The organism is Mesorhizobium helmanticense (assembly GCF_003034915.1).
GTDB lineage: Bacteria > Pseudomonadota > Alphaproteobacteria > Rhizobiales > Rhizobiaceae > Mesorhizobium > Mesorhizobium helmanticense.
This window is the reverse complement of record NZ_PZJX01000064.1, coordinates 1-25,278: the sequence shown is the minus strand read 5'-3', so window position 1 is coordinate 25,278 and position 25,278 is coordinate 1. Positions and strand designations below refer to the sequence as shown.

General features: G+C 60.3%; 23 protein-coding genes. 12 read left to right on the top strand and 11 right to left on the bottom strand.

Annotation, left to right across the window (positions count from 1 at the left end):
• Positions 1-3 precede the first annotated feature (3 nt).
• The 9 genes from nifB to C9427_RS34285 form a co-directional block, all read right to left on the bottom strand.
• Positions 4-1,485 (bottom strand): nitrogenase cofactor biosynthesis protein NifB, encoded by a 1,482-nt coding sequence (nifB, locus tag C9427_RS31095; RefSeq protein WP_107652841.1) that lies wholly within the window; start codon positions 1,483-1,485, stop codon positions 4-6.
• A gap of 250 nt (positions 1,486-1,735) precedes the next feature.
• On the bottom strand, positions 1,736-3,499 hold the full coding sequence (gene nifA / locus C9427_RS31090; RefSeq protein WP_107652840.1) for a nif-specific transcriptional activator NifA: 1,764 nt from the start codon (positions 3,497-3,499) through the stop codon (positions 1,736-1,738).
• 158 nt (positions 3,500-3,657) lie between these two features.
• Positions 3,658-3,957, bottom strand: coding sequence for a ferredoxin family protein (locus C9427_RS31085; RefSeq protein WP_006333856.1), 300 nt, complete (start codon positions 3,955-3,957; stop codon positions 3,658-3,660).
• 12 nt (positions 3,958-3,969) lie between these two features.
• Positions 3,970-5,277 carry an FAD-dependent oxidoreductase gene (locus C9427_RS31080; protein WP_107652839.1) on the bottom strand — a complete coding sequence of 436 codons (1,308 nt, stop codon included), beginning with the start codon at positions 5,275-5,277 and terminating at the stop codon, positions 3,970-3,972.
• Between the two features lie 11 nt (positions 5,278-5,288).
• Positions 5,289-6,395, bottom strand: coding sequence for an electron transfer flavoprotein subunit alpha/FixB family protein (locus tag C9427_RS31075; protein WP_107652871.1), 1,107 nt, complete (start codon positions 6,393-6,395; stop codon positions 5,289-5,291).
• A 20-nt stretch (positions 6,396-6,415) separates the two neighbouring features.
• Positions 6,416-7,267 (bottom strand): electron transfer flavoprotein subunit beta/FixA family protein, encoded by an 852-nt coding sequence (locus C9427_RS31070; protein ID WP_107652838.1) that lies wholly within the window; start codon positions 7,265-7,267, stop codon positions 6,416-6,418.
• A gap of 183 nt (positions 7,268-7,450) precedes the next feature.
• A complete protein-coding gene (gene nifW / locus C9427_RS31065; protein WP_027056555.1) occupies positions 7,451-7,834 on the bottom strand; it encodes a nitrogenase stabilizing/protective protein NifW in 384 nt (127 codons plus the stop codon).
• Positions 7,815-9,071 carry a cysteine desulfurase NifS gene (gene nifS, locus C9427_RS31060; protein ID WP_107652837.1) on the bottom strand — a complete coding sequence of 419 codons (1,257 nt, stop codon included), beginning with the start codon at positions 9,069-9,071 and terminating at the stop codon, positions 7,815-7,817. The genes nifW and nifS overlap by 20 nt, the downstream gene beginning before the upstream one ends.
• 531 nt (positions 9,072-9,602) lie before the next feature.
• Positions 9,603-9,758, bottom strand: a complete 156-nt coding sequence (locus C9427_RS34285) for a hypothetical protein (RefSeq protein WP_167434556.1) — start codon at positions 9,756-9,758, stop codon at positions 9,603-9,605.
• Positions 9,759-9,792: 34 nt separating this feature from the next.
• Here C9427_RS34285 and C9427_RS31055 point away from each other — a divergent pair, with 34 nt between their 5' ends.
• The 4 genes from C9427_RS31055 to C9427_RS31040 all read left to right on the top strand — a co-directional run bounded on the left by C9427_RS31055 (position 9,793) and on the right by C9427_RS31040 (position 13,489).
• The gene (locus tag C9427_RS31055; protein ID WP_245437239.1) at positions 9,793-11,688 is read left to right on the top strand and encodes an ABC transporter ATP-binding protein; all 1,896 of its coding nucleotides are present in this window, start codon (positions 9,793-9,795) and stop codon (positions 11,686-11,688) included.
• A 633-nt stretch (positions 11,689-12,321) separates the two neighbouring features.
• Entirely contained in the window at positions 12,322-12,525 is a 204-nt protein-coding gene (locus C9427_RS31050; protein ID WP_107652835.1) for a CCE_0567 family metalloprotein, read from the top strand.
• Positions 12,522-12,839: a ferredoxin III, nif-specific gene (fdxB, locus tag C9427_RS31045; protein ID WP_107652834.1), complete on the top strand. Its 318-nt coding sequence runs from the start codon at positions 12,522-12,524 to the stop codon at positions 12,837-12,839. Before C9427_RS31050 ends, fdxB begins: the two co-directional genes overlap by 4 nt.
• On the top strand, positions 12,836-13,489 hold the full coding sequence (locus tag C9427_RS31040; RefSeq protein WP_107652833.1) for a nitrogen fixation protein NifQ: 654 nt from the start codon (positions 12,836-12,838) through the stop codon (positions 13,487-13,489). The genes fdxB and C9427_RS31040 overlap by 4 nt, the downstream gene beginning before the upstream one ends.
• Here the strand turns inward: C9427_RS31040 and rpoN are convergent.
• Both rpoN and C9427_RS31030 read right to left on the bottom strand, forming a co-directional pair.
• Positions 13,486-14,940, bottom strand: a complete 1,455-nt coding sequence (gene rpoN / locus C9427_RS31035; protein ID WP_107652832.1) for an RNA polymerase factor sigma-54 — start codon at positions 14,938-14,940, stop codon at positions 13,486-13,488. The genes C9427_RS31040 and rpoN overlap by 4 nt on opposite strands.
• 74 nt (positions 14,941-15,014) lie before the next feature.
• Complete coding sequence (locus C9427_RS31030) at positions 15,015-15,563, bottom strand: peroxiredoxin (RefSeq protein WP_107652870.1); 549 nt, start codon at positions 15,561-15,563, stop codon at positions 15,015-15,017.
• A 1,498-nt stretch (positions 15,564-17,061) separates the two neighbouring features.
• Between C9427_RS31030 and C9427_RS31020 the strand changes: the two genes are divergently transcribed.
• From C9427_RS31020 to C9427_RS30985, 8 genes are all read left to right on the top strand, one after another.
• Positions 17,062-18,279: a cytochrome P450 gene (locus tag C9427_RS31020; RefSeq protein WP_107652830.1), complete on the top strand. Its 1,218-nt coding sequence runs from the start codon at positions 17,062-17,064 to the stop codon at positions 18,277-18,279.
• A 42-nt stretch (positions 18,280-18,321) separates the two neighbouring features.
• On the top strand, positions 18,322-18,567 hold the full coding sequence (locus C9427_RS31015; protein ID WP_107652829.1) for a ferredoxin: 246 nt from the start codon (positions 18,322-18,324) through the stop codon (positions 18,565-18,567).
• Positions 18,568-18,775: 208 nt separating this feature from the next.
• A complete protein-coding gene (locus tag C9427_RS31010) occupies positions 18,776-19,315 on the top strand; it encodes a nuclear transport factor 2 family protein (protein WP_107652828.1) in 540 nt (179 codons plus the stop codon).
• Between the two features lie 184 nt (positions 19,316-19,499).
• Complete coding sequence (locus C9427_RS31005) at positions 19,500-21,140, top strand: SDR family oxidoreductase (protein WP_107652869.1); 1,641 nt, start codon at positions 19,500-19,502, stop codon at positions 21,138-21,140.
• Between the two features lie 249 nt (positions 21,141-21,389).
• Positions 21,390-22,433, top strand: a complete 1,044-nt coding sequence (locus C9427_RS31000; RefSeq protein WP_107652827.1) for an LLM class flavin-dependent oxidoreductase — start codon at positions 21,390-21,392, stop codon at positions 22,431-22,433.
• Between the two features lie 508 nt (positions 22,434-22,941).
• On the top strand, positions 22,942-23,850 hold the full coding sequence (gene aepX, locus C9427_RS30995; RefSeq protein WP_107652826.1) for a phosphoenolpyruvate mutase: 909 nt from the start codon (positions 22,942-22,944) through the stop codon (positions 23,848-23,850).
• 47 nt (positions 23,851-23,897) lie between these two features.
• Positions 23,898-25,088, top strand: a complete 1,191-nt coding sequence (locus tag C9427_RS30990) for an aminotransferase class I/II-fold pyridoxal phosphate-dependent enzyme (RefSeq protein WP_107652825.1) — start codon at positions 23,898-23,900, stop codon at positions 25,086-25,088.
• Positions 25,089-25,118: 30 nt separating this feature from the next.
• Positions 25,119-25,278 (top strand): sugar phosphate nucleotidyltransferase (locus C9427_RS30985; RefSeq protein ID WP_167434555.1); only part of this gene is annotated, 160 nt, incomplete at its 3' end.

Sequence of the window (25,278 nt, the reverse complement as noted above, 5' to 3'; positions counted from 1 at the left end):
GGCTCAGGCCGTCGCAGCCAGTGGCTCACTCCCAAACTCGGCGGCGTAAAGCGCGCCGATCGCGGTCTCGATGTAGTCATACCCGTAAGCCTCCGTTGCTCGGATCCCACCTTCCTTGAGACGATCCTCGGGGCAATTTCCAATTCTCGCGCACAGCACGATGTCTACGCCTTCGAGCGTAGAGATGACGCCGTCGAGGCTCTTGTCCTCGGCCCGGCCGCCGAGGCAATACTGTTCGACCTTGCGATGACCGACGAAACTGATCCCTTTCGGAGAGGCCTCATAAACCTGGAATTCCTTCGCATGGCCGAAATGCTCGTTGATGCGGCCGCCACCCTTGGTCGCCACCGCTACCAGAAGCGATTTGCCGGAGCCTGCGGTCTTGACCATTCCGAGCGCCTCGCTCTTGGCCGCGAGGCGATCGCCCCGCTCGCGCGCGACCACTGCCCGATATGTCTCGCGCTTGCTGGCGTCGTACGTGACCTTGTCGGGAAGCCGGTCGAGCGTGAATTCCTGGCCACGATCCTCGCCGAGCAGGCCGACAGCATCGGCCCGGCACTGCCGGCAGTGGCGCATCAACTTGGCGCCGCCTTCGAGACGATCCTGAAGGGCCTTCAGCTCCATTGCCTTGGGGCCGCGCTGCCCACTCAGGCCGTAATGCGTACCGTGCGCCGGGTCGGAAATCAGCGGCATGACATTGTGCAGGAACGCGCCGCGCTCCTTGACCCATTTATTCACCTCGATCAGGTGCTCATCGTTTACGCCGGGGATCATTACCGAATTGATCTTGGTGAGGATGCCGCGCGCCGTCAGCATCTCCAGCCCCGACATCTGTCGTTCGTGCAGGATCGTGGCTGCCTCAACGCCGGTATAACGGCGGTTGTCATAGAATATCCACGGATAGATCTTGGCACCGATCCGCGGGTCGACCATGTTGATGGTGATCGTCACGTGATCGACATTCATTTCGGCAAGCTCGGCGACGCGGTCTGGCAGCGCGAGCCCGTTGGTTGAGATGCACAGCTTGATGTCGGCGATTTCCTTGGCGACCCGTTGGAATGTCGCCTTTGTGTTCTTCCAGTCGTAACAGGCATCGCCCGGTCCGGCGATGCCAAGCACGGAAAGCTGCGGCACTTCGTTGGCAACCCCGATCACCTTGCGCAGCGCCTGGTCGGGCGTCAGCCTTTCCGAAACGACCCCAGGCCGGCTTTCGTTGGCGCAGTCATATTTGCGATTGCAGTAGTTGCATTGAATATTGCAGGCTGGGGCGACCGCTACATGCATGCGCGCGAAATAGTGGTGCGCTTCCTCTGAAAAGCAGGGATGATCCTTGATCTTCTCCCAGACGGCCGAGTCCATCTCGTGCGGCTTCGCGGAGGAGCCGCAGGATGAAGATGCGCAGCCACCGGATTTCGCTCTCGCCGGCGACTGATCGAAGACTGTCGTGCCGGAAAGGCCCTGTAGCGAAATCATCGGTGCGGACATGGAGCGGCTCCGTGCGTGGTGTGAACATCGCACTTCAGAGCGCAAGAGATATGCCAACTCCAAAAGCGGTCTTATCCGTCATGTTGGCTTTTACGTCGGCCTTTTGTGTCCAATTGTGTCCGTTTCCTGCGACACGGTTTTGTCAGGTCGCCGACAACGGTCAAAAGCAACGCGAAAAGTGACGTCTTGTCTCAGTTACGCCCGGTGCGGGCAGCAACCGCGCCCCCACGTTTGATGTCATCAGGGACGTTTAGAACTTCTTCACTCCGATACGATGCCGGCGCAAAGCATAGCCGACCTGCCGCGGCGTGAGACCAAGAACACGAGCCGCCTTGGCCTGAACCCAGCCGGCTTTCTCCATCGCATCAATCAGCCGGTCGCGTTCCGTCAGACGCGGGTTCATTGCAGGGCAAACGGGATGGTGGGGGTCGCAGGTCTCGCCGGGCGATGCCTCATTCTGTGAGGGGCCGACTCGCATGGCAGGCAGCGGCGATCCAACCGGCATCATATTGCCACGTGCGAACTCGTCGACGGCATAGGCGCCGTGCGAACGGCCGACTCCTTTCCACAGAAGCGAAGACAGGCACTGGCTGTTCTTGCAGGCGAAATCCGACGCAGTTATTGTCGTTGAACGCGCAAGTGTGGCCGTCCGTCTCACACAATTCTCCAACTCACGCACGTTGCCAGGGAAATAGCATTGCGACATCAGGTCAAGCGCCGACGGCGTGAAGCCAAGATCGCGATGGTTCTCCTTGTTGAATCGGTCGAGGAGAGCGTTCGCAAGGCGTGGAATATCGCCCGGTCGTTCTCTGAGGGGAGGCAGGACTATTGGCACCACATTGATGCGGTAATAAAGGTCGGCCCTGAACTCTCCATTCCGGACAGCCGTCTCGAGGTCCTTGTTGGTGGCGCATATGAGCCGCACGTCAACTTTTAGGGTCCTGGTGCCGCCCACTCGCTCCAGTTCTCCTTCCTGCAAGACGCGCAACAGCTTGGCTTGAAAGGCAGGCGAAATCTCGCCGATTTCATCGAGCAGCAGGGTTCCGCCATTTGCCAATTCGAACCGGCCAGCGCGCTGCAGGATAGCGCCGGTGAAGGCGCCCTTCTCGTGGCCAAAGAGCTCCGATTCCAAAACGCTTTCGGGCAGTGCGGCGCAGTTCAATTTGACGAAGGATTTCTCCCTCCGATGTGAAAGCTTATGGATGGCCTGTGCAAAGAACTCCTTGCCGGTACCGCTTTCGCCTCGAAGAAGCACGGTGGAATTGGTCCTGGCCACGACCGAGACGATCTCGAGCACTTGCTTGAGCGCGGGACTTTCTCCGATGATTCCGTCGATCTTGACATGCGGATGTCGGGCCGAATGGGTCCTGTCCTCGTCGAGCGACTGCTCTGGTCTCGGTCGCTTCTCGATAAGTCGCCGACCACCAGCCGTGCTCAAAGTGCGATGCAGGCGGATGGTCCGGCCGACCAGATTGGCGACCATGGCCAGGAAACGTAAGTCCTCCTCGTAGCGGAAGCAGGTGGTACCGTTCCTGACGCGGTCGATCGACAGGGTCCCGAAGATCTTTTCCTCAGCCTTTAGCGGGACACCGATAAACGCAGTTGCGACCGTGCCGCTGCTTAATTGAGGATCAGCCTGAAATAGCTCGGACGTGCTTGTGTCTTGTATGACGATCGGCACTCCAGTAGCGACGATTTTGTCTATTACAGCCTGGGGTATGACGCTGCCGGCGGCTGACTTAGGCACAGTGCCGCCGGTAGTTGCGCTAATCTGCGGCTTTCCTTCAGCGTCCAGGACGACGATTGCGCCGTCACGCATTTGCACAAACGAGGAGAGGATATTCGCGACATTGGCAAGCGTAATCTCCAGCCGGGTCGGGGCAGTCAGAATCTTCGATATCTCGTAGATTCCCCTGAACAAGCTGTCCGCATTGCGCGCCGCTTCGACCGCAGGTTCAGGCGGGGTGTTCCGAGATACAATTTCACCGACCTGATCTGGAAGCATGTGAGCCATGCAAACACCTCAAGGGTTGTCCAAGGTGCTCCTCCCAAGCCCTTTTTTGTATTTCGAGTTCCAGAAACATGGTATTTTCAGCTTTTCGGGCGTTTGTGAGCAATATTGGCGGTCTTGACCGCAATTGCGAGCCTCTCGTTTCTCGCTCTTTGCGGCAGTTATCCAAACTTGAAGAGAACGCCAAAGCCGCCGCGCGGGTAATTCCATACGATCTCACCGCTGGCCTCGCACAGCACGCGACAGGTGCCGCATTCCATGCAGCCGTCGGAAGTCGTCTCCACCTGTCCCTTGTCGTTCAACTCATAGCACTTGGCCGGGCAGATGTGTGTCAGCGCGAGCAGGTTCGCGCTCGGCCTCTCGTGCGGTCGCACTTTGATATGCGGGCGGCCCGGATCGACCAGATAGCGGTTCTGATAAAGCTTCTCCTCGACACGTAACTTCGTCACGGCCATCGTCATCCTGTTTCTCCTTCAGCGCCACGCGAGTGCCAGGCGGATCACATCGCTGATCAGCCCCCAGCGCGAACGCGCCCTGATGAAGGCAGCAGTGGTCGCCTTTTCCTTCTCGATTTTTGGGGTGCCGTCGACCCGCATGAAGTTCTGCGCGGCCTGCGACATCAACTGCGGGTAAGTCATGAAGAAATTGCGGGAATTGGTGTGTATCAGGGCCGGCATGTCCTTATATTTCATCAGGTCTTTGACTACGAAGGACTTGTCCAGCATGGTCTTGTAGAGGGCGAGGTTCCTCCTGATCATCGGCTGGTTGCGGCCCTTGATCTCAATAATTGCCTCGCCCGCGATGCGGCCGGAAGTCATGGCGAGGTTCGAACCCTCGCGGTGGATAGCATTGTTCAGTTGGGCGGCATCACCGACCGCCACCCAGCCGTCGCCGAAGAGCTGCGGAATTGCCTTGTAGCCACCTTCGGGAATGAGATGCGCGGAATACTCCTTGACTTCCGAGCCCGCGATCAGCGGCCGGATCGAAGGATGGTTTTTGAAGTTGTCGAGGAGGACGTAAGGGCTCTCCATTGTCTGGGCGAAATCGGAGACGAGGCAGCCGATGCCGAGAGAGATCGACTCCTTGTTGGTGTAGAGGAAGGCCAGTCCGGCCATGCTGCGGGAAATCGTGCCCGCCGCTTCGATCACGCAGCCTTCGTCGCCCTGGAGGCCGAACCGCTGCTCAATGACCTCATCGGGTAGAAAATGCATTTCCTTGACAGCGAGCGCCACGCTTTCTGGCTTCGGCATCTTGCGCAGGCCGGCCCGTGTACCGAGCAGCCCGTTGACACCTTCTGCGAGCACGACGACGTCCGCGTAGATCGGCCCGCCAGCCCGGTCGGTGCGCACGCCGATCACCTTGCCGCTGGCACTGCGGACAAGTTCGGTCACCGTCGTCTCGCACAGCACCGTCGCGCCGGCTTGGCGCACCTTGCGCGAAAACCACTTGTCGAATTGGGCGCGGATGATCGTGTAGCGATTGGGCTTCGCCTCGTTGAAATCGTCCGATCGATACTGCATCCCGGTGTGGGAGGTGTCGTCCATCACCCAGAATCGCTGCTCGACCAGATGCCGCTCGAGAGGCGCATCATCCCGGAAATCCGGAATGATCTGCTCCAACATGTCGGCGTACATGATGGCGCCTTGGACATTCTTGGAGCCCGGATACTCGCCGCGCTCCAACTGCAGCACCGTCAGGCCCTGGCTTGCCATGGTGTAGGCGGCCGCGTTTCCGGACATACCGGCCCCGACGACGATGGCGTCGAATTCTTGCTCGATCATGGCCCTCTCCCTTAGCTCGCAAGCTTGTCGTGGCTGTGCGGCGACAGCCGCCGGGTGAAAGCTTCCGTCAATGCCGGCAGGAAACGGATTGCATCGGTGACGATGCCGAGATGGGCAAAGTCGAAGATCGGGGCGTTCGGGTCGGTGTTGATGGCCACGATCAAATCAGCCCCCTCCACGCCAACCCGATGCTGAATGGCGCCGGAAATCCCGGCCGCTATGTAAAGCTTTGGCCGGATGGTCTTGCCAGTTTGGCCAACCTGCCGATCGGCAGGCATCCAGCCCTTCTGGACCAACGGGCGCGAACAGCCATATTCGGCGCCGATTGCCCGCGCTAGATTCTTCACAAGCTGCAAATTCTCCGCTGAGCCGAGACCGAGGCCTCCGGCAACCACGATGTCGGCGTAGGCGAGATTTGCCTTTGCCGATTGGCGATCGAGGTTGAAGCCAAGGACTTTGGTGATGATCTCTTCCTCGGTCATTGACAGCTTGTGCCGGATGACACGCCCGACCGGCTTGTCCGTCCGCGGTGGCATGGCCATAACCCTCGGTCGTACCGTGGCCATCTGCGGCCGGTAGTTGAGCGTATAGATCGTGCATAGCAAGGAACCGCCGAAAGTCGGACGGGTCGCGGCGAGCGAACCGTCGACATCTACATCGAGTTCGGTACAGTCGGCAGTGAGCCCTGTCAGCAAGGTCGTCGCTACTGAGCCAGCGAGATCCCTGCCGAGCGTGGTCGCACCGAGAAGCAGGATCTCCGGTTTGTGGGTATTGACCAGATCCGTCATCGCCTTGGTGAAAGGCTCGTTGCGATAGTCGGCAAGCAGCGGTGCCTCGACGAGGTAGACAAGGTCGGCGCCGTAAGCAAAGGCCTCGGCAACGGCATGCTGCGTGGCCTCGCCCGGCGGTCCGAGCACGATCCCCGCAAGCTGGATGCCTAGCTTGTCGGCGAGCTTGCGGCCTTCGCCAAGCAGTTCGAAGGACACCGGATGGACCTCGCCGCGTTCCAGTTCGATGAAAACCCAGACGTGCCGATAGTCCCTAAAGTGCTCAGGCAATTCCCTCTTGATGCCGGCACGGCCGGCGGAAGGAGGGGCTTCGCGGTTCGCGTTCGACATCATCTCTCCTTGCCGTCCCGTCACTGGCCGCCGTCGAAGGCGAGTTCGTGTTCCAGCGCTGGCTGGCGGGTAAAGATTGCGGCGATCAGTTCGTCAGCGAGGTCGTGCTGCGTCTTGTCGGTCATGTCGATCTGCGTCGCCTTTTCCGCCCGCGTGGTTGGGGCGAAAACGCGCTTGACGACCGTCGGCGAGCCGCGCAGGCCGCATTTGTTGAGGTCGTCAATGCCAGCTTCGGCCGCGCTCCATTTCACGATCTGGCTGCGCGCGGCGCGCATGGCGTCGTCGAGCGAGCCCCTGCGGATTTCGTTGGTGCCTTCCAGCATTGTGACGAGGCAAGGCAGTCTGCTTTTCAGCATCTGCGTACCGCCTTCCGAACGGCGCTTGACGGTGATCTCGCGCGCATCGACATCGATAGAGTCGATCTTCGCCACATAGGTGAACTGCAGGAGGCCGAGGCGCTTGGCGATGCCGGGCCCGACCTGGGCGGTATCGCCGTCAATCGTCTGCTTGCCGGCGAAGACGATGTCCGGCGCGCCGAAGGTCTCGCCAATTCTCACGATTGCCCGAGAAAGCGCGAAGGAGGTCGCCAGCGTGTCGGAGCCGGCAAAACAGCGGTCGGTCAAGAGTACCGCGCGGTCGGCGCCATAGGTGAGCGCCTTGCGCAGCGCATCTTCTGCCATCGGCGGACCCATCGTAAGCACGGTGACCTCGCCGCCATGGGCGTCGCGCAATCTCAGTGCCTCTTCGAGGGCGAACAGGTCGTAAGGGTTGATAATGGTCGGCACGCCCTGGCGCATGATCGTGTTCGTCACCGGGTGGACACGTATCTGCGCGGAGTCCGGCACCTGCTTGATACAGATTACAATGTGCATTGCGTCTTTCTCGGCTCCAATCCGCAAGCGGCCCTGGCGTTCATCTCCTTCGCAGCATCATTCGTGCCAACCGCTTTGCGTTGCTCTGTTCCTTTTGACAGGGTTGTTTTCTTCCGAAGGGTGCCGTCGTGATGACCGGGTTTGTCGGCTTTTCGACATTGTCGCGTCGCAATAGTGTCGCGTTCATTCTGTCCCGAACCGCCTCAGGATCGACTCGAACGGGACAAAGGTGTGGTCCCGAGTGGCCGGTTTGTCGGGATCGTGCTCTTTGAGCACCTTGAAGACCCGGTGGGTGAGTGGCGAGGATGTCGCGAAATCCTCATAGGCGCGTTCCAACGTCGCACGCGCCCGCGCGGCGATCACCCCGTCGGGAAGACCGGCAAAATCCTCTTCAGCGAGATATTGGCCCATGCGCTTCAGGATATGCAGCCGTGAGACATTGAGCACCTTCGGATCATAAGAGATGCCAAGGACTGCGAAGAACTCCTCCGCAGCCGACAGGCTCTTCAGCCGGGCGAGGATGTCGGTGACATCGATGGCACGGCTTTCAGCGAAACAACTGCGCATTGCATTCTCCTGGGCCGGAAACGGTGGTCGGGTTTGCGTTGTCGCCCAGGCCTGGAGCTGATTGAAGTCCTCTCGCCTGGCTGGCAGATGGGGAAAGCTCACGCAGCTTCTTAACGATCCCGGGCATGACCTCGAGCACCCGGTCGACGTCCTCCTCGCCGTTGTTGCGCGAAAAGGAGAAACGGATTGCCCCGTGTGCCGCGCTATTGGGGATATTCATCGCCACCAAGACGTGGCTCGGCTCCAGCGAGCCGCAGGCGCAAGCAGAGCCGGAGGAGCAGGCGATGCCCTCGCGATTAAGGAAATGCAGTATGCCCTCACCTTCGATATCTCCAAAGGCGATGTTTGCGGTGTTCGGCAACCGCTTTAGCAAATCGCCGGCGACGAAGGCGTGTGGGATGCGCTGGAGAAGTTCCTTCTCCAGGCGGTCGCGCAACGCCTTTACCCGTGTGTTCGCGTCGTCCATGAATTTCAAGGCAAGATCGGCGGCCACGCCGAGACCGACGATGCCTGGCGTATTCTCCGTGCCGGCGCGGCGGTTGCCCTCCTGGCCTCCCCCCTTGATCAGCGGACAAAGGCGGACGCCCCGCTTTACATAAAGTGCGCCGACCCCTTTCGGTCCGTGTAATTTGTGACCGGACAGAGACAGCATATCGATTGCCGTCGATTTCAAGTCGATTGCAAGCTTGCCGACCGCTTGCACCGCGTCGGTATGGAAAAGGGCGCCGACTTCCTTGGCCAGCTCAGCAAACTCCACCACCGGGAAGATGGTTCCGGTCTCGTTGTTCGCCGACATGATCGAGACGATCGCCACGCGCGGGGTGAGGGCGGCCTTATAGGTGTCGAAGTCGAGCCGGCCGTGGTGATCCACCGGGATCCTATGCACCTTGATGCCGCGCGTCTTCTCAAGGTCGGCGCAAAGCGTCAGCACGGCCGAATGCTCGACTGCGGAAGTCACGATCTCTGTGCGCTCAGGCATCACCTCGAGCGCCGAAAGGATCGCCGCGTTGTCGCTTTCCGTCCCGCCCGAGGTGAAGGTGATCTCGTCGTCGAACTCCGCGCCGATCAGCGTTTGCACCTGCAGGCGCGCCTTTCTCACCGCCGCCCCGGCGGAAGCGCCAAAATCGTGGCTCGACGAAGGGTTGCCGAATTGGTCGGTAAAAAACGGCAGCATTGCTTGAACGACTTCAGGATCGACCCGTGTCGTTGCGTTGTTGTCCAGATAAACAGGTCTCATGGATGTGATCCTTCTCCTGAGCGCAATCACGCAAAGCGCACGCCCGGTCTGTCATGATGATGATGATGATGGTTAGCCGAAGGAGTTGCCGCGGCCACATTCGGCCTGCGCGCTTCTTGGCGCCGGCGCGGTAACCCGCCTCGACCTTGGTGCGCCAGCGTTGCGCCGGCTCGGCCCCCGGCAAGCGCGGTCTTTAGGCCACGGCGTTTTCGGTGCGCTGGATCATGGACTGTCTCTCCTTCAGGCCGGACGCGTTCGCGAACAGCTACGCATCGACCGTGCCAAAGAAGGGAATCATTTCAAAACAACATGATGGCTCTAACACTGCTATGTCGCATTTCCGACATCGGCGGGAATTGTTCAACGCGGAACGCCGTTGAATCGGGCGGGCGTAGATTCCGCCTCGCGTGAGGAGCAATCCTGTCGGGCCGTTCGCCAAGGACGCCCGCGCGACCGAGGCGTCCTGTCGGGTTTGTCGAGTGCGCGACACGGCACTGTTACGCCCCCGTTGCCCTGCTGAGATCTCGTTTGTCATTGTAGAATATGCAGAAAATTCTTCTGAGCTTCTTTCTGAGCCTTTGGCGCGGTTTTTGCGGTTCTCTCCTCGTAGGGCAGCGCGTGCCTGCGGCCGATATTCATCTCGCGGGTGACATCGCGATCGATGGAACGAAGGAAAGAAAGCAACATGTCAGCTCCAGATCAGCCACCCGCATTCCGAGCGATGTTTTCGTCCTCACGCAGACCTTCCATTTCGGGTTTCTTGAGACCGAGCGGCCTGCTGCGCTCGTACAAAGCCACGCGGCGTTTTCACATCGATCTGCGCGGCGCCGCCTTTCGCGACGTTTTCGCCTTCAACATACGCCACTGGAGCAGGCAGCCGGTCCGGCTCGCGATCATTATGATCGCGGTGCTTGTCGCAACGCTCCTTGACGTTCTGACGCCGCTCTATTCCGGACGGCTCGTAGACGCGGTCGCCCAAGGAGCGGCAGCCGACGCCGTCGTGTGGGATGCGGCTCTTGCGGCCTTTTCAATGTTGATTGCGCTCACACTCGGTGCCGTCGTCATGCGCAACATCGCCTTCATTGCCATCAATGACTTCATTCTGAAGATGATGTCCGACATCGCCAGTGACGCGTTCCATCGCGTCCAGCGCTTTTCGACCGATTGGCATGCGAAAACCTTCGCCGGCTCGACGGTGCGCAAGGTCACGCGCGGCATGTGGGCGCTCTACTTCTTCAACGACACGATTCTTCTCGCGTTGTTCCCCTCGCTCATTATGCTCGTAGGGTCGAGCGTTCTGCTCGGCTGGTATTGGCCGATGATGGGGCTGATCATCGCCTGCGGCTCGCTCGGCTATGTGGCGCTGATCATTATCCTGTCGCTCGGCTATGTGGCGCCAGCGGCGAACCTTGCCAACAACTGGGATACGAGGCTTGGCGGCTCGCTTGCGGACGCGATCAGCTGTAACGCGATAGTCAAAGGCTTCGGCGCCGAGGTGCGGGAAGATTATCGCCTCGCGAAAGTCATCTCCAAGTGGCTGCACCGCACCCGCCGGACCTGGGTGCGCGGGACGATCAGTGCTGCATTCCAGGGAATCCTGCTTCTTGCGATGAGAGCGGCTTTGATCGGCTATGCCTTATTTATGTGGTCGCGCGGCCAGGCGACCCCGGGTGACATCGCCTTGGTGCTCGCGTCTTTCACCGTCCTGTATGGCTACTTGCGTGATGTTTCCATACACGTGCGCACCATCCAGCGCTCTGTAAATGAGATGGAGGAACTGGTCAAAACCTACAGCCAGCCGCCCGACGTGGCCGATGTTCCGGGCGCTAAGCCGATCCGGATCACGAAGGGTCACATTGATTTTGAGAGCGTCCATTTCCACTACGGCAATCATTGGTCGCCATTCTACAGCGACTTGTCGATTTCGATTGAGGCCGGCGCACGGGTCGGTCTGGTCGGCCCCTCTGGCTCCGGCAAGACCACCTTCGTCAAGCTCATCCAGCGGCTTTATGACCTGGATGCTGGACGAATCTTGATCGATGGGCAGGACATCTCGCTGGTGACGCAGGCCTCGCTGCGCTCGCAGATCGCGATCGTACAGCAGGAGCCCCTCCTGTTCCACCGCTCGCTGGCCGAGAACATAGCCTATGGGCGGCCGGGTGCTTCTCGGTCCGACATTGAGCAGGCGGCGCGGCTCGCCAGCGCGCATGACTTCATTGCGCGCCTGCCGAACGGCTACGGTACGCTGGTCGGCGAACGCGGCGTGAAGCTTTCAGGCGGCGAGCGCCAGCGTGTGGCGATAGCGCGCGCCTTCCTCGCCGATGCCCCGATCCTGATTCTGGACGAGGCGACATCGAGCCTCGATTCGGAATCGGAGATGCTGATCCAGAAGGCGGTGGAGCGGCTCATGGTCGGGCGCACCACGCTCGTCATTGCGCACCGGCTCTCGACGGTGCGCGAACTCGACCGGCTGCTTGTCTTCGACCGTGGTTGCATCACCGAGCAGGGCGACCATGCCGCGCTGATCCGTCGCGACGGCATCTACCGCCGCCTGTTCGAGCGGCAGGCCTTGGAACTGACAAAGGGGTGCGATGAGACCAATGTGCAACACGGTTGAACGCGGCGTGAATTCAGCTCGCCTCCCCAGCAATCCTGTCGGGCCGTTCCTGAAAAGGCGGCCGCAACCTGTCGTCGGGCTTGTCCAATCCACGATACGCCTGGTGCCGGCCTGTCTTCCTGCCGCGCCCTCGAGCAAACCAATGAATGGGATGCAAACAATTTTTTATGAGCTTCGTCCTGCGTTCCCGGCACGGCGCTTGAGGCTTGCTTCTGAGGCGGCAGCCGCCGCGCGATCATCTAGATCCTCGTTGATGCGATCAATGGAGCGAAGGAAAACAACGCGCCGGGTCCGCGCCAGATACGCGTTCTCTGGCATAGGGCGTCGCCAAATCGACACCCTCACAATATGCGCTCACCGCCCGTGGCGACTTCGGGAACAAGAACTTGATTCTCGTCTGCGCCCAACCGCTCTTATGCCGAACTCGAAGGTGCAGGATACGGACCTGCGTCTCGCCGCGCGGGATTGCATAAGCTGGCTGTAGCGTCTCGCCTACCATCGGCATCACCGGTTCGGCTTCGAGACGTTCCGGAAACCCGCCGAGGCCGGCACGCCGGCGATGCGGTCGCGGCCATCGAAGCGCGTCCCGACATGGCGCGGGCGTAAGAAAACCGGCTTGCGAGGAGGGGGATCATGTCAGACCTTGAGCTGTTGCAGAAGAAGGTCCGCAAGCTGCAGTCGCGCGCGGGAGCCGCCAAGATGGAATTGCACGACCTTGCCGAGGACCTGCCGGTCAACTGGACCAAGATCAAGGCGGTCGCCAGGAAAGCCTTCAAGATATTTGCCGAATTGAATGCAGCAAAGGAAGAGCTCGCGGCGTTGGAGAATTCACAATGACCGGCGCTTTTGTCACCCGCGACGGCTCTCCCTGGACGCCGCACTATCTGACGGCGATCAATGGCACGACCTGTATCGGCTGCGGCCGCTGCTTCAAGGTCTGCTCGCGCGAGGTCATGCACCTTCATGGCGTCGATGACGCAGGCGAAATCCTCGGCATCTGCGCGGGCGAGGACGACGACTTCGATGGCGATCTCAACCGCATGGTCATGATCGTCGACCATGCCGGCCGCTGCATCGGCTGCGGCGCCTGCGGCCGCGTCTGCCCGAAGAACTGCCAGACCCACCTTGCGGCCGACAAGCTTGCTGCATGAGCCGGGGACAAGACCAGCAGAACGGCGCCACATTCGCCCATCACCGTGGCTGTTTCAGCACCAGCCAATGGCCGCCGACAGACCAGGCGGCGGCGTTCGACCGGCATGTGCTTGCCTGTGTTTTCTACCTCGCGTTCGAGGAGGTCGAGGCCGGCAAGGCGACCGCGACCGAAGCAACCGGCCTTTCGCGTGCCGACCTGCGAGATGTCATGACACGCTATTTCCCGGCTGTGCCCGTCAACGCCTTCGCGCTGGAAAAGCTGACCGATCCCGAGCCGGATATGGAGGAAGGGCTTCTGCGCGACCTGCTCATTGGGCATGCCAGGCCAGGCGATCCGGCGAGCATCCTCTTCGCCAAGATCATCGCCAGGCGCAGTTTGCGCAATGACCATCTGTGGCAGGACCTTGGCCTTTTCAATCGGGCCGAGCTCAGCCGCTTGATCGCCAGGCATTTCCCGGCGCTGGCGGCCGGCAACACCAAAAACATGAAATGGAAGAAGTATTTTTATCGTAAGCTCTGCGAGGCTGAAGGCTTTTCGCTATGCACCGCGCCCAGTTGTCAGGAATGCCGCGATTTCGAAAGCTGTTTTGGCCCGGAGGAAGGCGAAAGCCACTTGGCACGGATCAAGAACGGGTTCGCTTTGGATTAAGAGCCGCTTTCGTCGCCGCCGCCGCCCGGGCTTGATTGGCATCGAAGCCGCACGCGCTTTTCCCGGCGACGTCGCGCGGAGGACGGGATGTTCAGCGCCTCACGATATTTCGCAACGGTGCGGCGAGCAATGTCGATCCCGGTTTCCTTGAGCCGGGTGGCGATGTCGTCGTCGGAAAGCACTTCGTCGGGCAATTCCACGGCAACCATCGCCTTGATTTGATGGCGGACAGCTTCGGCGGAGTACGCCTCGCCGCCTTCGGAGGAGCCGATCGCGACAGTGAAAAAATACTTCAGTTCGAACACGCCGCGCGGGGTCAGCATGTACTTGTTCGACGTTACCCGGCTTACCGTCGACTGGTGCACGTTGATCGCATCCGCGACAGTCCTGAGATTGAGAGGCCGCAGGTGGGCGACCCCATGTTCAAAAAAGGCGTCCTGCTGGCGGATGATTTCAGCCGCTACCTTGAGGATCGTCTTGGCGCGCTGATCAAGGCTGCGGATTAGCCAGTTCGCGTTTTGGAGGCATTCGTTGAGAAATGACTGGTCTTTCGAATTTTGGGCGCTTAGGCGGGAGACCTGGGCAAAATAGTTTTGGTTCATCAGCAGCCTGGGCAGCGTGTCTGGATTGAGTTCGATTTGCCACCCACCTCCGGGAGAGGGCTGGACCAAGACGTCGGGAATGATCGATTCAGGCCCTCCGGATTGGAATCGATTTCCAGGCTTGGGATCGAGCGCGCGGATTTCGTGCAACATGTCGAGAAGGTCGTCTTCATCGACACCGCAATGGCGCTTCAATGTTTGAAAATCGCGTCGCGCCACCGCTTCAAGATTGGCGACCAGCGCTGCCATTGCCGGGTCGAACCTGTCTAGCTGCCGCAATTGTATCTCAAGGCATTCGCTGAGAGTTCGCGCAAAAATACCCGGTGGATCGAACTGCTGCAAGGTTCCGAGAACCCGTTCCACAACAGCCTCCCGGACATTCAGGCTGCGGGCCAGTTCCGAAAGGTTCACCGGAAGGTATCCGGTGTCTTCCAGATGACCGGCAAGCTCGCCAGCTATTCGCCGCTCCAGCGGCGCGAATGCGCTGAGAGCGATCTGGCGAGCGACATGGTCGTGCAATGTTTCGATGGACGTCCAGGTATCTTCGAACGCATGGTTTCCCCCCGGTTGGACATTGTTTTTGCCGCGGATTGATTTCCACTGCGAGGCCCGATCCGATATTCCGCCCGTGGTCGGCCCGATGCGCGGGTTCCCGGCCGAAATCGACGGAATGTCCTTCGGCGCCCGGTTTGATGCCCGTTCCAGAAAGGGGTTCTTCTCGATTTCCTGCTCGACGAACTGATGCAGTTCGGGATGCGCCAGTTGCAACAGGCGAATGGATTCCATCATTTGCGGCGTCAAAACCAACGATTGCTTCTGACGCTGAAGCAGGCTTGCTGAGGACTCCATGGTTAGCGTGAAACTCCTACCGAGCGACCCTTCGCCTTGTGCAAGGGGATTTTCAAGACGTTGACTCGTCTAGATCATGCAGCCGTCACGGCTTTGGCGGCTCTCAGAGTTTCAAGGACGTTCTGCGGCGACGATACGCCATAGGGGTCGGCCTCGCAGTTGTCGCAGAAACCGTCCTCCTCGAAGCACTGCTCCACTACGCCATTGTTGATCACTGCAGCGTAGCGCCAGGAGCGCATGCCGAAGCCGAGATTGTCCTTGGCAACCAGCATGCCCATCTTGCGGGTGAACTCGCCCGAGCCGTCTGGGATGAGCTGGACTTTCTGCAGCCCCAGGGCCTTGCCCCAGGCGTTCATGACGAAGGCATCGTTGACGGAAACGCAGTAGATCGCGTCAATTCCCTCCTTCTCGAACTCTTCGTAGAGCATTTCGAAATCGGGCAACTGGAAGGTCGAGCAGGTCGGGGTGAAGGCACCGGGCAGCGAGAACAGGATGATGCGATTGCCGCTGAAATAGTCGTCGGATGTCTTGTCTTCCCAGCGGTACGGGTTTGGCCCCTCGATGGACTCATCGCGAACCCGCGTGCGAAAGGTGACGAAAGGAACCTTTTTTTTGACCGTCATCAATGTGCTCCTGGAGGAAAACTGGTGCGCTGCTTTTTCGGTTGAAACTGACACGGCATCGACCTCGGCCGGCAATTCCGCCGAGCGCCGCGCGTTTTGTGTCGGCCTTGGATCAGCCATGGCAAAACCGCTCGCAAGCACGGGCGTCTGAAGAAACGAGGTCTCGATTTGCGGCGGCAACGAGAACGGTACGCGCTTGTACGGGGCGTCGCGATGTCAGCAATGGTCTTACTCCTGGCCACCTTGTGATGGGTTCTGCCGGGTACGACGCAAGCGCCATGCCATTTGATTGTCAGGCTGGGGTTCACACTGTTTTTTGCAGCGACACTCTTTGCCTTGAGCGGCCAGGACCGTGCCTTCGCCGACAGCGCGCGCGCGCCTATAATCACCTGATCGTGGGCTCTGGGCGGAGGGGATCTCCTTTATGGGTATCAAGCCGCGACCCTCTTTGTCCGAAGCTGGACAAAAATGTCGGAAGTCGGACCGGAGGGTCGCCAGGTCGCCGGCGCGGAGAACAGGTGGCCCGTATTCGAAGCGAAAATCTGGGGCTCAAACTCGGAACGAGGGACAGGAGTCGATCGGGGTTAACCTGACGAGGTCCCTATGGCCTCCGTTCTCAGGATTGAGACGGCTGAAGGGCCTACGCCTCGCCCTATCGACGCTCGCGAGACAGCTTCTAAATCGGCAATGGGTACAAGAAGCCAGCACGTCCATTAGCAAGCTGGCCATGCCCATCTTCCTGAACTGCGCTTGCGTGAGGCGGGCACGGTCCCGAAGTGACGGGAAAACCGCCTTGTGCTCTCGGGGCATTTTGAAGCTCCCGCGACTTTGCTGTCGGGTTTGTCAGGTCCGGGACACGGGCTCTGCTCCGCCAGGCTTGCGGCTGCGCATTCGTTCAAGCTGTTGAATGATGTGTAGAAAATCTCCTGCAGGGCTCTTTCCGCGCTCTGGCACGACTTTTGAAGCTGTCTTGTGAGACGGCAGGAGATACCGACCGGCGTCCATTCGTAAGTGATATCGCGCTCAATGCAATGAAGGAAGACAACATGTCAGGCCAGCGTCAGTTCAGATTCTATCCGAAACGGGCATTGCCTGTGGAATGTAATATCGACCGGCGTGACTGGCGTCACCATCACGATCGCCCCGCACCGACCAATGGCCACCGATCGACCTGGAGGTACGGTTCGACCAGAATGTGCTTGCTCGTGTCCTCTCGCCGGCGCTCGAGGAGACCGGCGAGCACGTCGACGGCCAACCGGCCTTTCGCGTGCCGCGCTGCGGAAATCCTTGAAGAGATGACCGACCCCGAACCGCTTTGGAGCAAGAGCTTCATTCCGGCTCGCCGTTCGAAGCTGGAAAACGCCGCGTCTCCGACGATTTCGCTCGTCGGCTCTTTGGCGGGCAGGCAGCGGTCTGGCCAAGAGGGTTACAAGTTGCCGGATGGCCAAGATGCAATGCCGCGCGGCCTGGTTAGTTGTTAGACGGCAGAAAAAATCCAATGACGCTCAACCAGGTTCCGGATCATGTCCCGCCCGAAATGGTGGGGGACTTCAGCCTGTTCACGTCGCCTGGCATGCTGCCGACGCCCGACGGGGACCCGCAGGCCGCCACTGCTTGCGTTCATGCCGGGCCACCGATCTTTTATTCCCCCTTTAACACGCGCGATGGCCGAGGTACCTGGGTCATCACTCGCGCCACAGACCAGCGCAGGGTGCTGCAAGACGCTGATACCTTCTCCAGCCATCGAAGCATCTTCGCCTCCGCGCTTGGCGAGAACTGGCCGATGATCCCGCTTGAACTCGATCCACCGGCCCATGGCGTTTTTCGCTCGCTACTCAATCCGCTGCTCTCGCCCAAGCGGGTGATGGCACTCGAACCGGCTGTCCGTGAGCGAGCGATAGCCCTGATCGACAGCATCGCCGCATCGGGCACGAGCTGCGACGTCATGAAGGATTTTGCCTTTCCTTTTGCGGTCAGCATCTTCCTTCGCCTTCTTGGGCTACCCGATCACCGACTCCATACATTTGTCGGCTGGGCGAAAGACCTGCTCCACGGCGACGATGTCAAAAGACCGGCGGCGGCCCGCACGATCCTGGCGTTCATCGATGAGCTCGCAGCCATGCGCCGCGAGGAACCGGTCGATGATTTCATGACCTTCATCGTGCAGGCACAGGTCGAGGGCCGACGGCTGACCGACGAGGAAGTCCGTGGCATCGGCGTGCTCGTGTTCGTCGCGGGACTCGACACGGTCGCTGCAGCGATTGGCTTTGACCTGGCCTTTCTCGCGCGTCATCCCGAAGAACAGGAACTGCTGCGGAGCGAACCGAACCGAATCGTGCTCGCAGCCGAAGAGTTGCTGCGTGCCTATCCGACCGTGCAGATTATCAGGGTGGCAAGGAAAGATATCGACTTCGAAGGCGCCCCGATCCGTAAGGGGGACTATGTTTCCTGCGCCACGATGATTGCAAATCGCGATCCGACGGAATTCGAATGTCCCGACACGATCGATCTCATGCGCGAGGACAACCGCCACGCCGCCTTTGGCTATGGTCCCCACCGCTGCCTTGGCTCACACCTTGCCCGGCGAGACATTGTTATTGGCCTGGAGGAATGGTTGGCGCGCCTCCCGGCCTTCCGGATCAAGGAAGGTACAGCGCCCATCACCTGTGGCGGCCATGTGTTTGGGATCGAAAATCTGATCGTCGACTGGTCCTGACCAAGCAGCCTTAAGCCACGGCACAGACAATGGAGGAGCGCCATGCACATCGTCGTCCACAAAGCCAAATGCCAGGGTCACGCACGATGCTGGGCGCAAGCGCCGGACATCTTCAAGCTTGATGACGAGGGCTACATCCTGCCCGGTGACATTCAGGTTGAGGAGGGGGAGCAACTGCCTGCGTCACAAGGCGCGCGATCCTGCCCCGAACGTGCGCTGGAAGTCGATAGCACATCGGCCGCGCGGTTCGAACCAGCCGACACGCAACCAAGAGCTGGGGAAGCTTAGGTGGAATCGACGAGACGTGGCCCCAAACCGCAAGGCAAGATGTCCGCTTCCCTGCCTATCTCCTCTCCGGCATCGAGACTTCAATGACACGCACGCGACGCGTGAAGTTCGTCTCCGTTCTGGCTTCTTCAGTTGCCGATCGGTTCGTCCTTACACGCACCTAGAGGCACGAAGCGCCTCTTCCAATCTCAGAATTTGCGACAGAGCGATGAGCCAGGCAAAAATCACCGAACTGCGCGACCGCGAGGCGATCCGCGACTGCCTTTATCGGTACTGCCGCGGCATAGACCGCGCGGATGAGGCTGCGCTGCGCAGTGCGTATTGGCCCGATGCGCATGACAATCACGGTGCCTATTGCGGCTCAGCCGAGGGCTTTTTTGAGTTTGCGTTTGGTCTCTTCAAGACCGGACCGCGCTTAATCCACCAGATCACGAACGTATTGATCGAATTCATCGATCCGGCGGAGGCCGTGGTTGAAAGCTATTTCACCGCGCTGCAATGCGGACCAGACGACGACGGAGAAGCACGCCAGGTGCTTCTCTGCGGCCGTTACTGCGACCTGTTTCAGAAGAGGGAAGGGGCGTGGCGCATTGCCGAACGGACCGTCGTTTACGATTGGATCGAAGAGCAGACCCCACCAGCGGTCCCCGAGGCAGAACGGTTCGGGTTACGGCAACCGATCGGAGCAGCGCATCCCAATGACCCGGTTTACGCGCTCAGGAAGCGCCGCAGCTCGTCATCAAAATGAAAATGCCATGCATGTCACCACAATGCTTTCCAAGGCTCCCAATTGCGGAGCCGCGTTGCGGGAGCGGTACCGGAACGCAACACGTCTGCCCGGTATGGAAACTTGCGGTCACCAGGACGTCTTGCAATGCCGCGACCGGCTGGCTCGCGTCGAGATCGCTGACGCTGGCTGCGGAAAGGTTCATATGAAGCAGGCAGGACGGGTCGTCATCATAACGGGAGCGGCAGGCGGAATCGGCCGTGCGCTGGTCGAGATCGTTGCCGCCGATGGAGACATCGTCGTTGCGGTGGACCTTCCTGGCAGCGGCGTTCTTGAACTGGCCGGCGGTCTCGGCCATCCGCATCGGGGCCTCGAATGCGATGTCTCACGAGAAGAGGACATTATCGCGCTTTTCGGCCGCGTCGAAGCGACGTTTGCGAAAATCGATGTTCTCGTCAACAACGCGGCGATAGGACCGGCCATGGCTGCGACTGTCGACACCGGTTTCGAGGCCTTCCGACGCGTGCTGGCAACAAATCTGATCGGGCCTTTCATCATGGCCGGCGAAGCGGCGAGGCGCATGCAGCCCGGCGCTGCCATTGTCAACATCGCTTCGCTGGCGGGCGTGCTCGGCGATCCCAAGCGCAACGCCTATGCCAGCTCGAAGGCGGGCCTGATCGCTCTCACGAGGTCGCTTGCATGCGAGTGGGCTTCGCGCGGCATCCGCGTAACGGCGGTAGCGCCAGGATACGTGCGCACGCCGATGGTGGCGGAACTGGAACGCGCGGGCAAGATGGACCTCGCGGTCGTGCGCCGCCGCGTGCCCATGGGGCGAATGGCGCGCCCCGACGAGATCGCTCGGGCCGTGCGTTTTTTGGCCAGTCCACAGACGGGCTACATCACTGGATCGGTGCTGACGGTCGACGGCGGTTGGATGTCGTTCAACCAGCCGGGCGACGCGCACCCGCCGGTCGACGAGACGCCTCGAGCCGAACTCTTCCGGCCGGCCGATCGAACCGGCGCGCGCACAGTGGTCGTGACGGGCGGCGCGAACGGTATAGGCGCCGCCGTCGTTCGCCGCTTCGCAGCGAACTCCGACACAGTCGTGATTGCTGATAAAGACGGTGCTGGGGCGGCAGAACTCGCTGGTTTGCTGGGCGGCAGGCACGTGGCGAAATCCGTCGACTTGGCGGTCGAGAGCGAGGTGGTGGCCCTGTTCGAGGAGATACGGGGGCGCTTCGGTCGCATCGAGATCCTCGTCAACTGTGCTGCTATTGCCGATACGTTTGTGCGAGGGATCGAAATCCCGCGACAGATCGAGCGGGTACTGGACGTCAATCTCACCGGCACCTTCACCTGCGCGCGCGAGGCGATCAAGTCGATGGACGCCGGCGGCGTAATCCTCAATCTTGGATCGATCAATAGTTTCCTGCCCTTCGTGCCGCGCCATGCCTATGGGGCGTCCAGGGCGGGTATGAACATTCTGACCCGGTGCATGGCGGCCGAACTCGGGTCGGTCGGCATCCGAACGGCCACCGTCGCTCTTGGCTATATCCGTACGCCTGACATTGCTCAGCTGATCGAGTCCGGCTGCATCGATTCCGTAGCGATCAAACGGCGCATCCCGATGGGGCGGATGGGAGAGCCCGAAGACGTCGCCGAGGCAGTGTTCTTTCTGGCCTCGCCTGATGCCTCATACGTAAACGGCTCGACCCTCTACGTGGACGGCGGCTTGACCTCGTTGGCTGACGCGCGAAACGCCCAGCCAACCGATCAAGAAAATCCAACCGAATGTTCGCCGGCGACGGGTTGCGGTTCGTCGAAGCCGACGAGGTTCGAGGATTGAGACTGCGGCTGCATGGCACGTGCCAAGCACGGCTTGCCAAGTGATCGTCTTCATCGGTGACGGAAAACTCGTCATCAGGGTCGAATCACTAGCCAGGTTTTGGCGCTTGCCTGCGGCCGCCGAACGATAAGCGGCTTTGCGCAAGATCGTCGACTACGTCGCCGCCAGGCCGGATCGATACCGCGGCCCACCGCAATCGGCACAAGTCGAAGGCTTGATTGGCCACTTTGTGTAAACGAGGGACACGCCATGGAATTCGCGACGTTCATCTTGGCGGCCCAGCGAGGCTATCATCAATCGTGCGACAGCGTCATCGGTAATTCCATAGAACAGACAATCGCTTCGGAGCAGGCTGGCTTCAACACCGCTTGGTTCGCCGAGCACCACTTCAACAATTACAGCCTGGTTCCCTCGCCCTTGATGATGGTGGCGCACTGTGCTGGCCTTACGAGCACCATTCGCCTTGGCACCGGTGTGTGTGTGCTGCCGCTATATCAACCGCAGCGCCTGCTCTCCGAGATCGGCTTTGCCGATATCGTTTCGAACGGCCGCCTCGAACTCGGCGTCGGCTCGGGATACCAGCAGTTCGAGTTCGAGCGCTTCGGCGTCGATGTCGATCAGGCGCCGGCCGTGTTTGCGGAATACCTGGATATCCTTCTCAAGGGCCTTAACCAGAAGGTCTTCGAGCACAATGGCCAGTATGAGAAAATACCTTTAACGGCGATTTCGCTGCGCACCATCCAAAGGCCAGCCCCACCGATCTGGATCGCCTGCGGGTCCGCGCGAAGCATGTGCCGGGCCTATCGTGAGGGCCACAATCTTTTCGTCACGGCGTTCCACAACGGCTTGGAAAACTTGAGAACGCTGCGTGAGACCATCGAGGCAGCAGCGGCCTCGCGGGGTAAGGATGTCACTGCCGCCAAGATAGGGCTTCTGCGCTGCTGCTATGCCAGCGACGATCAGGCGGAGTTCGACAGCTATCTCGACAACGCCCGCTTCCAGCGCCGGCTATCTGAAGCACTTCATCAGCGCCGCCAGCAGAGCCGGGACGGCTATCTGCTGCAGGAAACACCGACGCAGCAGGATCTGTCGTTCGAGACCATGCGCCAGAACCTGCCGATCGGCAGCGTAAGTCGCGTCATCGATCGCCTGCTGGAAGAGATAAGTATCCTGAAGCCGGACCAGATCGCAATTCAGACCCAATTGGGAGATTTCGACCAAAAGACGATGCTACGCCAGATTGAGCTCTGGGGAGACAAGATCATTCCAGCGATCAACAAGTCGCTTGGTTAGGTCAAGGCTTGAAGCTTGGGGCGGGCCCCTGGGGGTGTTGAAATCTCGCATGCCGATGCTCGACACTTCGTCCATGAGGCATGGATAAATAATCAAGCCGACTGGCGATTGCCGGGATCGAAGACCAACGTCGTCCGTCCTTGCCTGCACGGACCGCCGGTCTTCCGCTCCCTGGCCATCTCGCTTGAGACCGTTGATCGGCAGCCTCGGAACGGCCGCCATGGCGTAGACGAATAGCCACTCCCGCGACCCTTCTTGTGTCCGAAGTTGGACGAGGATGTCGGAAGCCCGACACTGGTCGAGAGGGGACCTGGCCCGCCGGTATGGAGAACTGGTGCGGCGCAGGTGGTTCGCCAATTCGGCACGCGCCTTGCTTCATTGATTCTGTATGGGTGCACGACAGTGGCGGATCGCCAATCGGCGGGCAGAGCGTGCGTCACTGAAAGTACTTCGTGCGGCAGCGATGACAGGCTTGTCGGCTGGATAGCGTTGGTGGAGGTGAGACCGCATGGTGGAGAGGCAGTCTGGTGCGCAGACGCGAGAGAGCTTGCGCCGAATGATCGCGTCCAGTGAACTCGCCTTCGCAATGGAGGCTCATGACGGCCTTTCGGCGGCGATTGCCGAACGCGCTGGCTTCAAGGCGCTCTGGGCGTCCGGCCTCTCGATTTCATCCAGTCTCGGATATCGAGATGCGAACGAAGCTTCCTGGTCCCAACTCGTCGATGTCGTTGAGCGAATTTCCGACACGGTGGACATTCCAGTCCTCGTCGACGGGGACAGCGGGTTCGGGAACTTCAACAATGCCCGTTTGGTCGCCCGCAAGCTGCGCCAACATGGCGCGAGCGGCATATGTCTCGAGGACACGGCGTTCCCGAAAATGAACTCGTTCATCGGTGATCGGCACCCGTTGGCCGATATTCCCGAGTTCTGCGGCCGGCTTAAGGCGGTGAAGGACCAAGTGCCGGATGCGGAGTTCGTTCTGGTCGCCCGGATCGAGGCGCTCATCGCCGGCCGCGGAGAGGATGAGGCGCTGGCGCGAGCACAAGCCTACGCTGAGGCCGGCGCCGATGCTATTCTGATTCATTCCCGCAAGTCCAACGCTGAGCAGATTTTCGCCTTCACGCGCGCCTGGCAGAACCACCTTCCGGTCGTGATCGTGCCTACGAAATATTACCGCACACCGGTCTCCGCGTATCGGGCGGCCGGAATCTCCACGGTCATATGGGCGAACCATAACATGCGCGCGGCGATCTCGGCCATGCGCCAGGTCTGCGACCGCATCCTCCGCGAAGAAAGTACCGCCGGTATCGAGGACGAGGTGGCGACGCTCGACGAACTCTTCGATCTGCTCAATTACCAGGAACTCTCAGCGGCGGAAGAGAAATATCTGCCGCAGACGGCGACCGGCGTCCGGTAGCAGGCCCAGCCCGTCTTTTGAAAAGCAAAACGAAAACGGGAGCGCACATGCTTGCGCATCGGACAAACCTGTTTGGCACATCGGGTACCGCCGCGGCGCGCGCTGCCGCAAAAGCGGCGGCCGATGCTGGCAAGGAGATCATCGATCTCACCGCCGGCGAGATCTGGAGCGAGCTTGCTCCCACGATTCGCGACGGCGCGATCGATGCCATCAATAAGGGCGTCAATCGCTATACCGATACGCTTGGCATGGTGGAGCTGCGCGAGGCACTGGCGCGGAAGATCTCCCTCGATACCGGACAGATCTGGAAAGCCGAGGAAGTTGCCGTGACGTCCGGAGCGAAGCAGGCCTTGTTCAATGCCGCAATGGTGCTGCTAAACCCGGGCGACGAGGTCATCATCCCGGCGCCTTACTGGACAACGATTCCAGCCCAGGTGCTAATCGCCGGCGGCACACCAGTCTTCATCGACACCAAATCCAATGGTTACGTCCCGCGCCCCGAGCACATCAAGGACGCGGTCACTGAGCGCACGCGGGCGATCGTCATCAACACGCCCAGCAATCCGGCCGGTGCGGTTTACGATGTTGAGACCATGATGGCCATCGCTCAATTGGCGGTCAGCTGCAACCTGTGGATCATTTTCGACGAGTGCTATGGCGACTTCGTGCATGGGGATCATACCCACCATCCGATCGTCTCGGTCGCTCCCGAAATTCGAGCACGCGCGCTGATCGTCAACTCCTTCAGCAAATCGCTGGCATTGACCGGCTGGCGCATCGGTTATCTGGCGGGTCCAAAAGAGGTGATCAATGCCGTCAAGGTCCTGCAATCGCACACCACTTCGAATCCAAACGTAATTGCCCAGCACGCGGTGCTCGCCCATTTGCAAAGGGATGGATCGTACTATGAAGGCAAGCTGCGTTCACGCCTGACAAGCGCCAGACGGGTGGGTCTTGACGTGCTTGCTTCGTTGACGCGTGTCCCGGTCGCCAGGGCGCAAGGCGGCTTCTATTTCTATCTCGACCTTTCCCGTCTGCTGCGACCGGGATCGGAAGACGGCACCTCAACGACAGCCGACGATATCGTGACGGCTCTGCTTGCCGAAGCTGGCGTCGCAGCGGTGTCGGGCACCGCGTTCGGTGACCCCGCCGGCCTGCGCCTGTCCTATGGAATTCCACCTGAAAAACTCGCGACCGGCCTGGCCCGGCTCGTCGAATTCCTCAACGCCTGGAAATGACACCGCAACAAAACGAAAGAGGTGAATGAGATGCCTCCCGCTGCTCCCAGGAAAGCCGTCATTCTCGCTGCCGGCTTCGGCTCCCGCCTGCGTCCGCTGACCGATCTGTGTCCCAAGCCCCTCGTCGAAGTCAACGGCACACCGATACTTCACAATGCACTGTGGAACCTTCAGACGGTGGGAGTTGAAG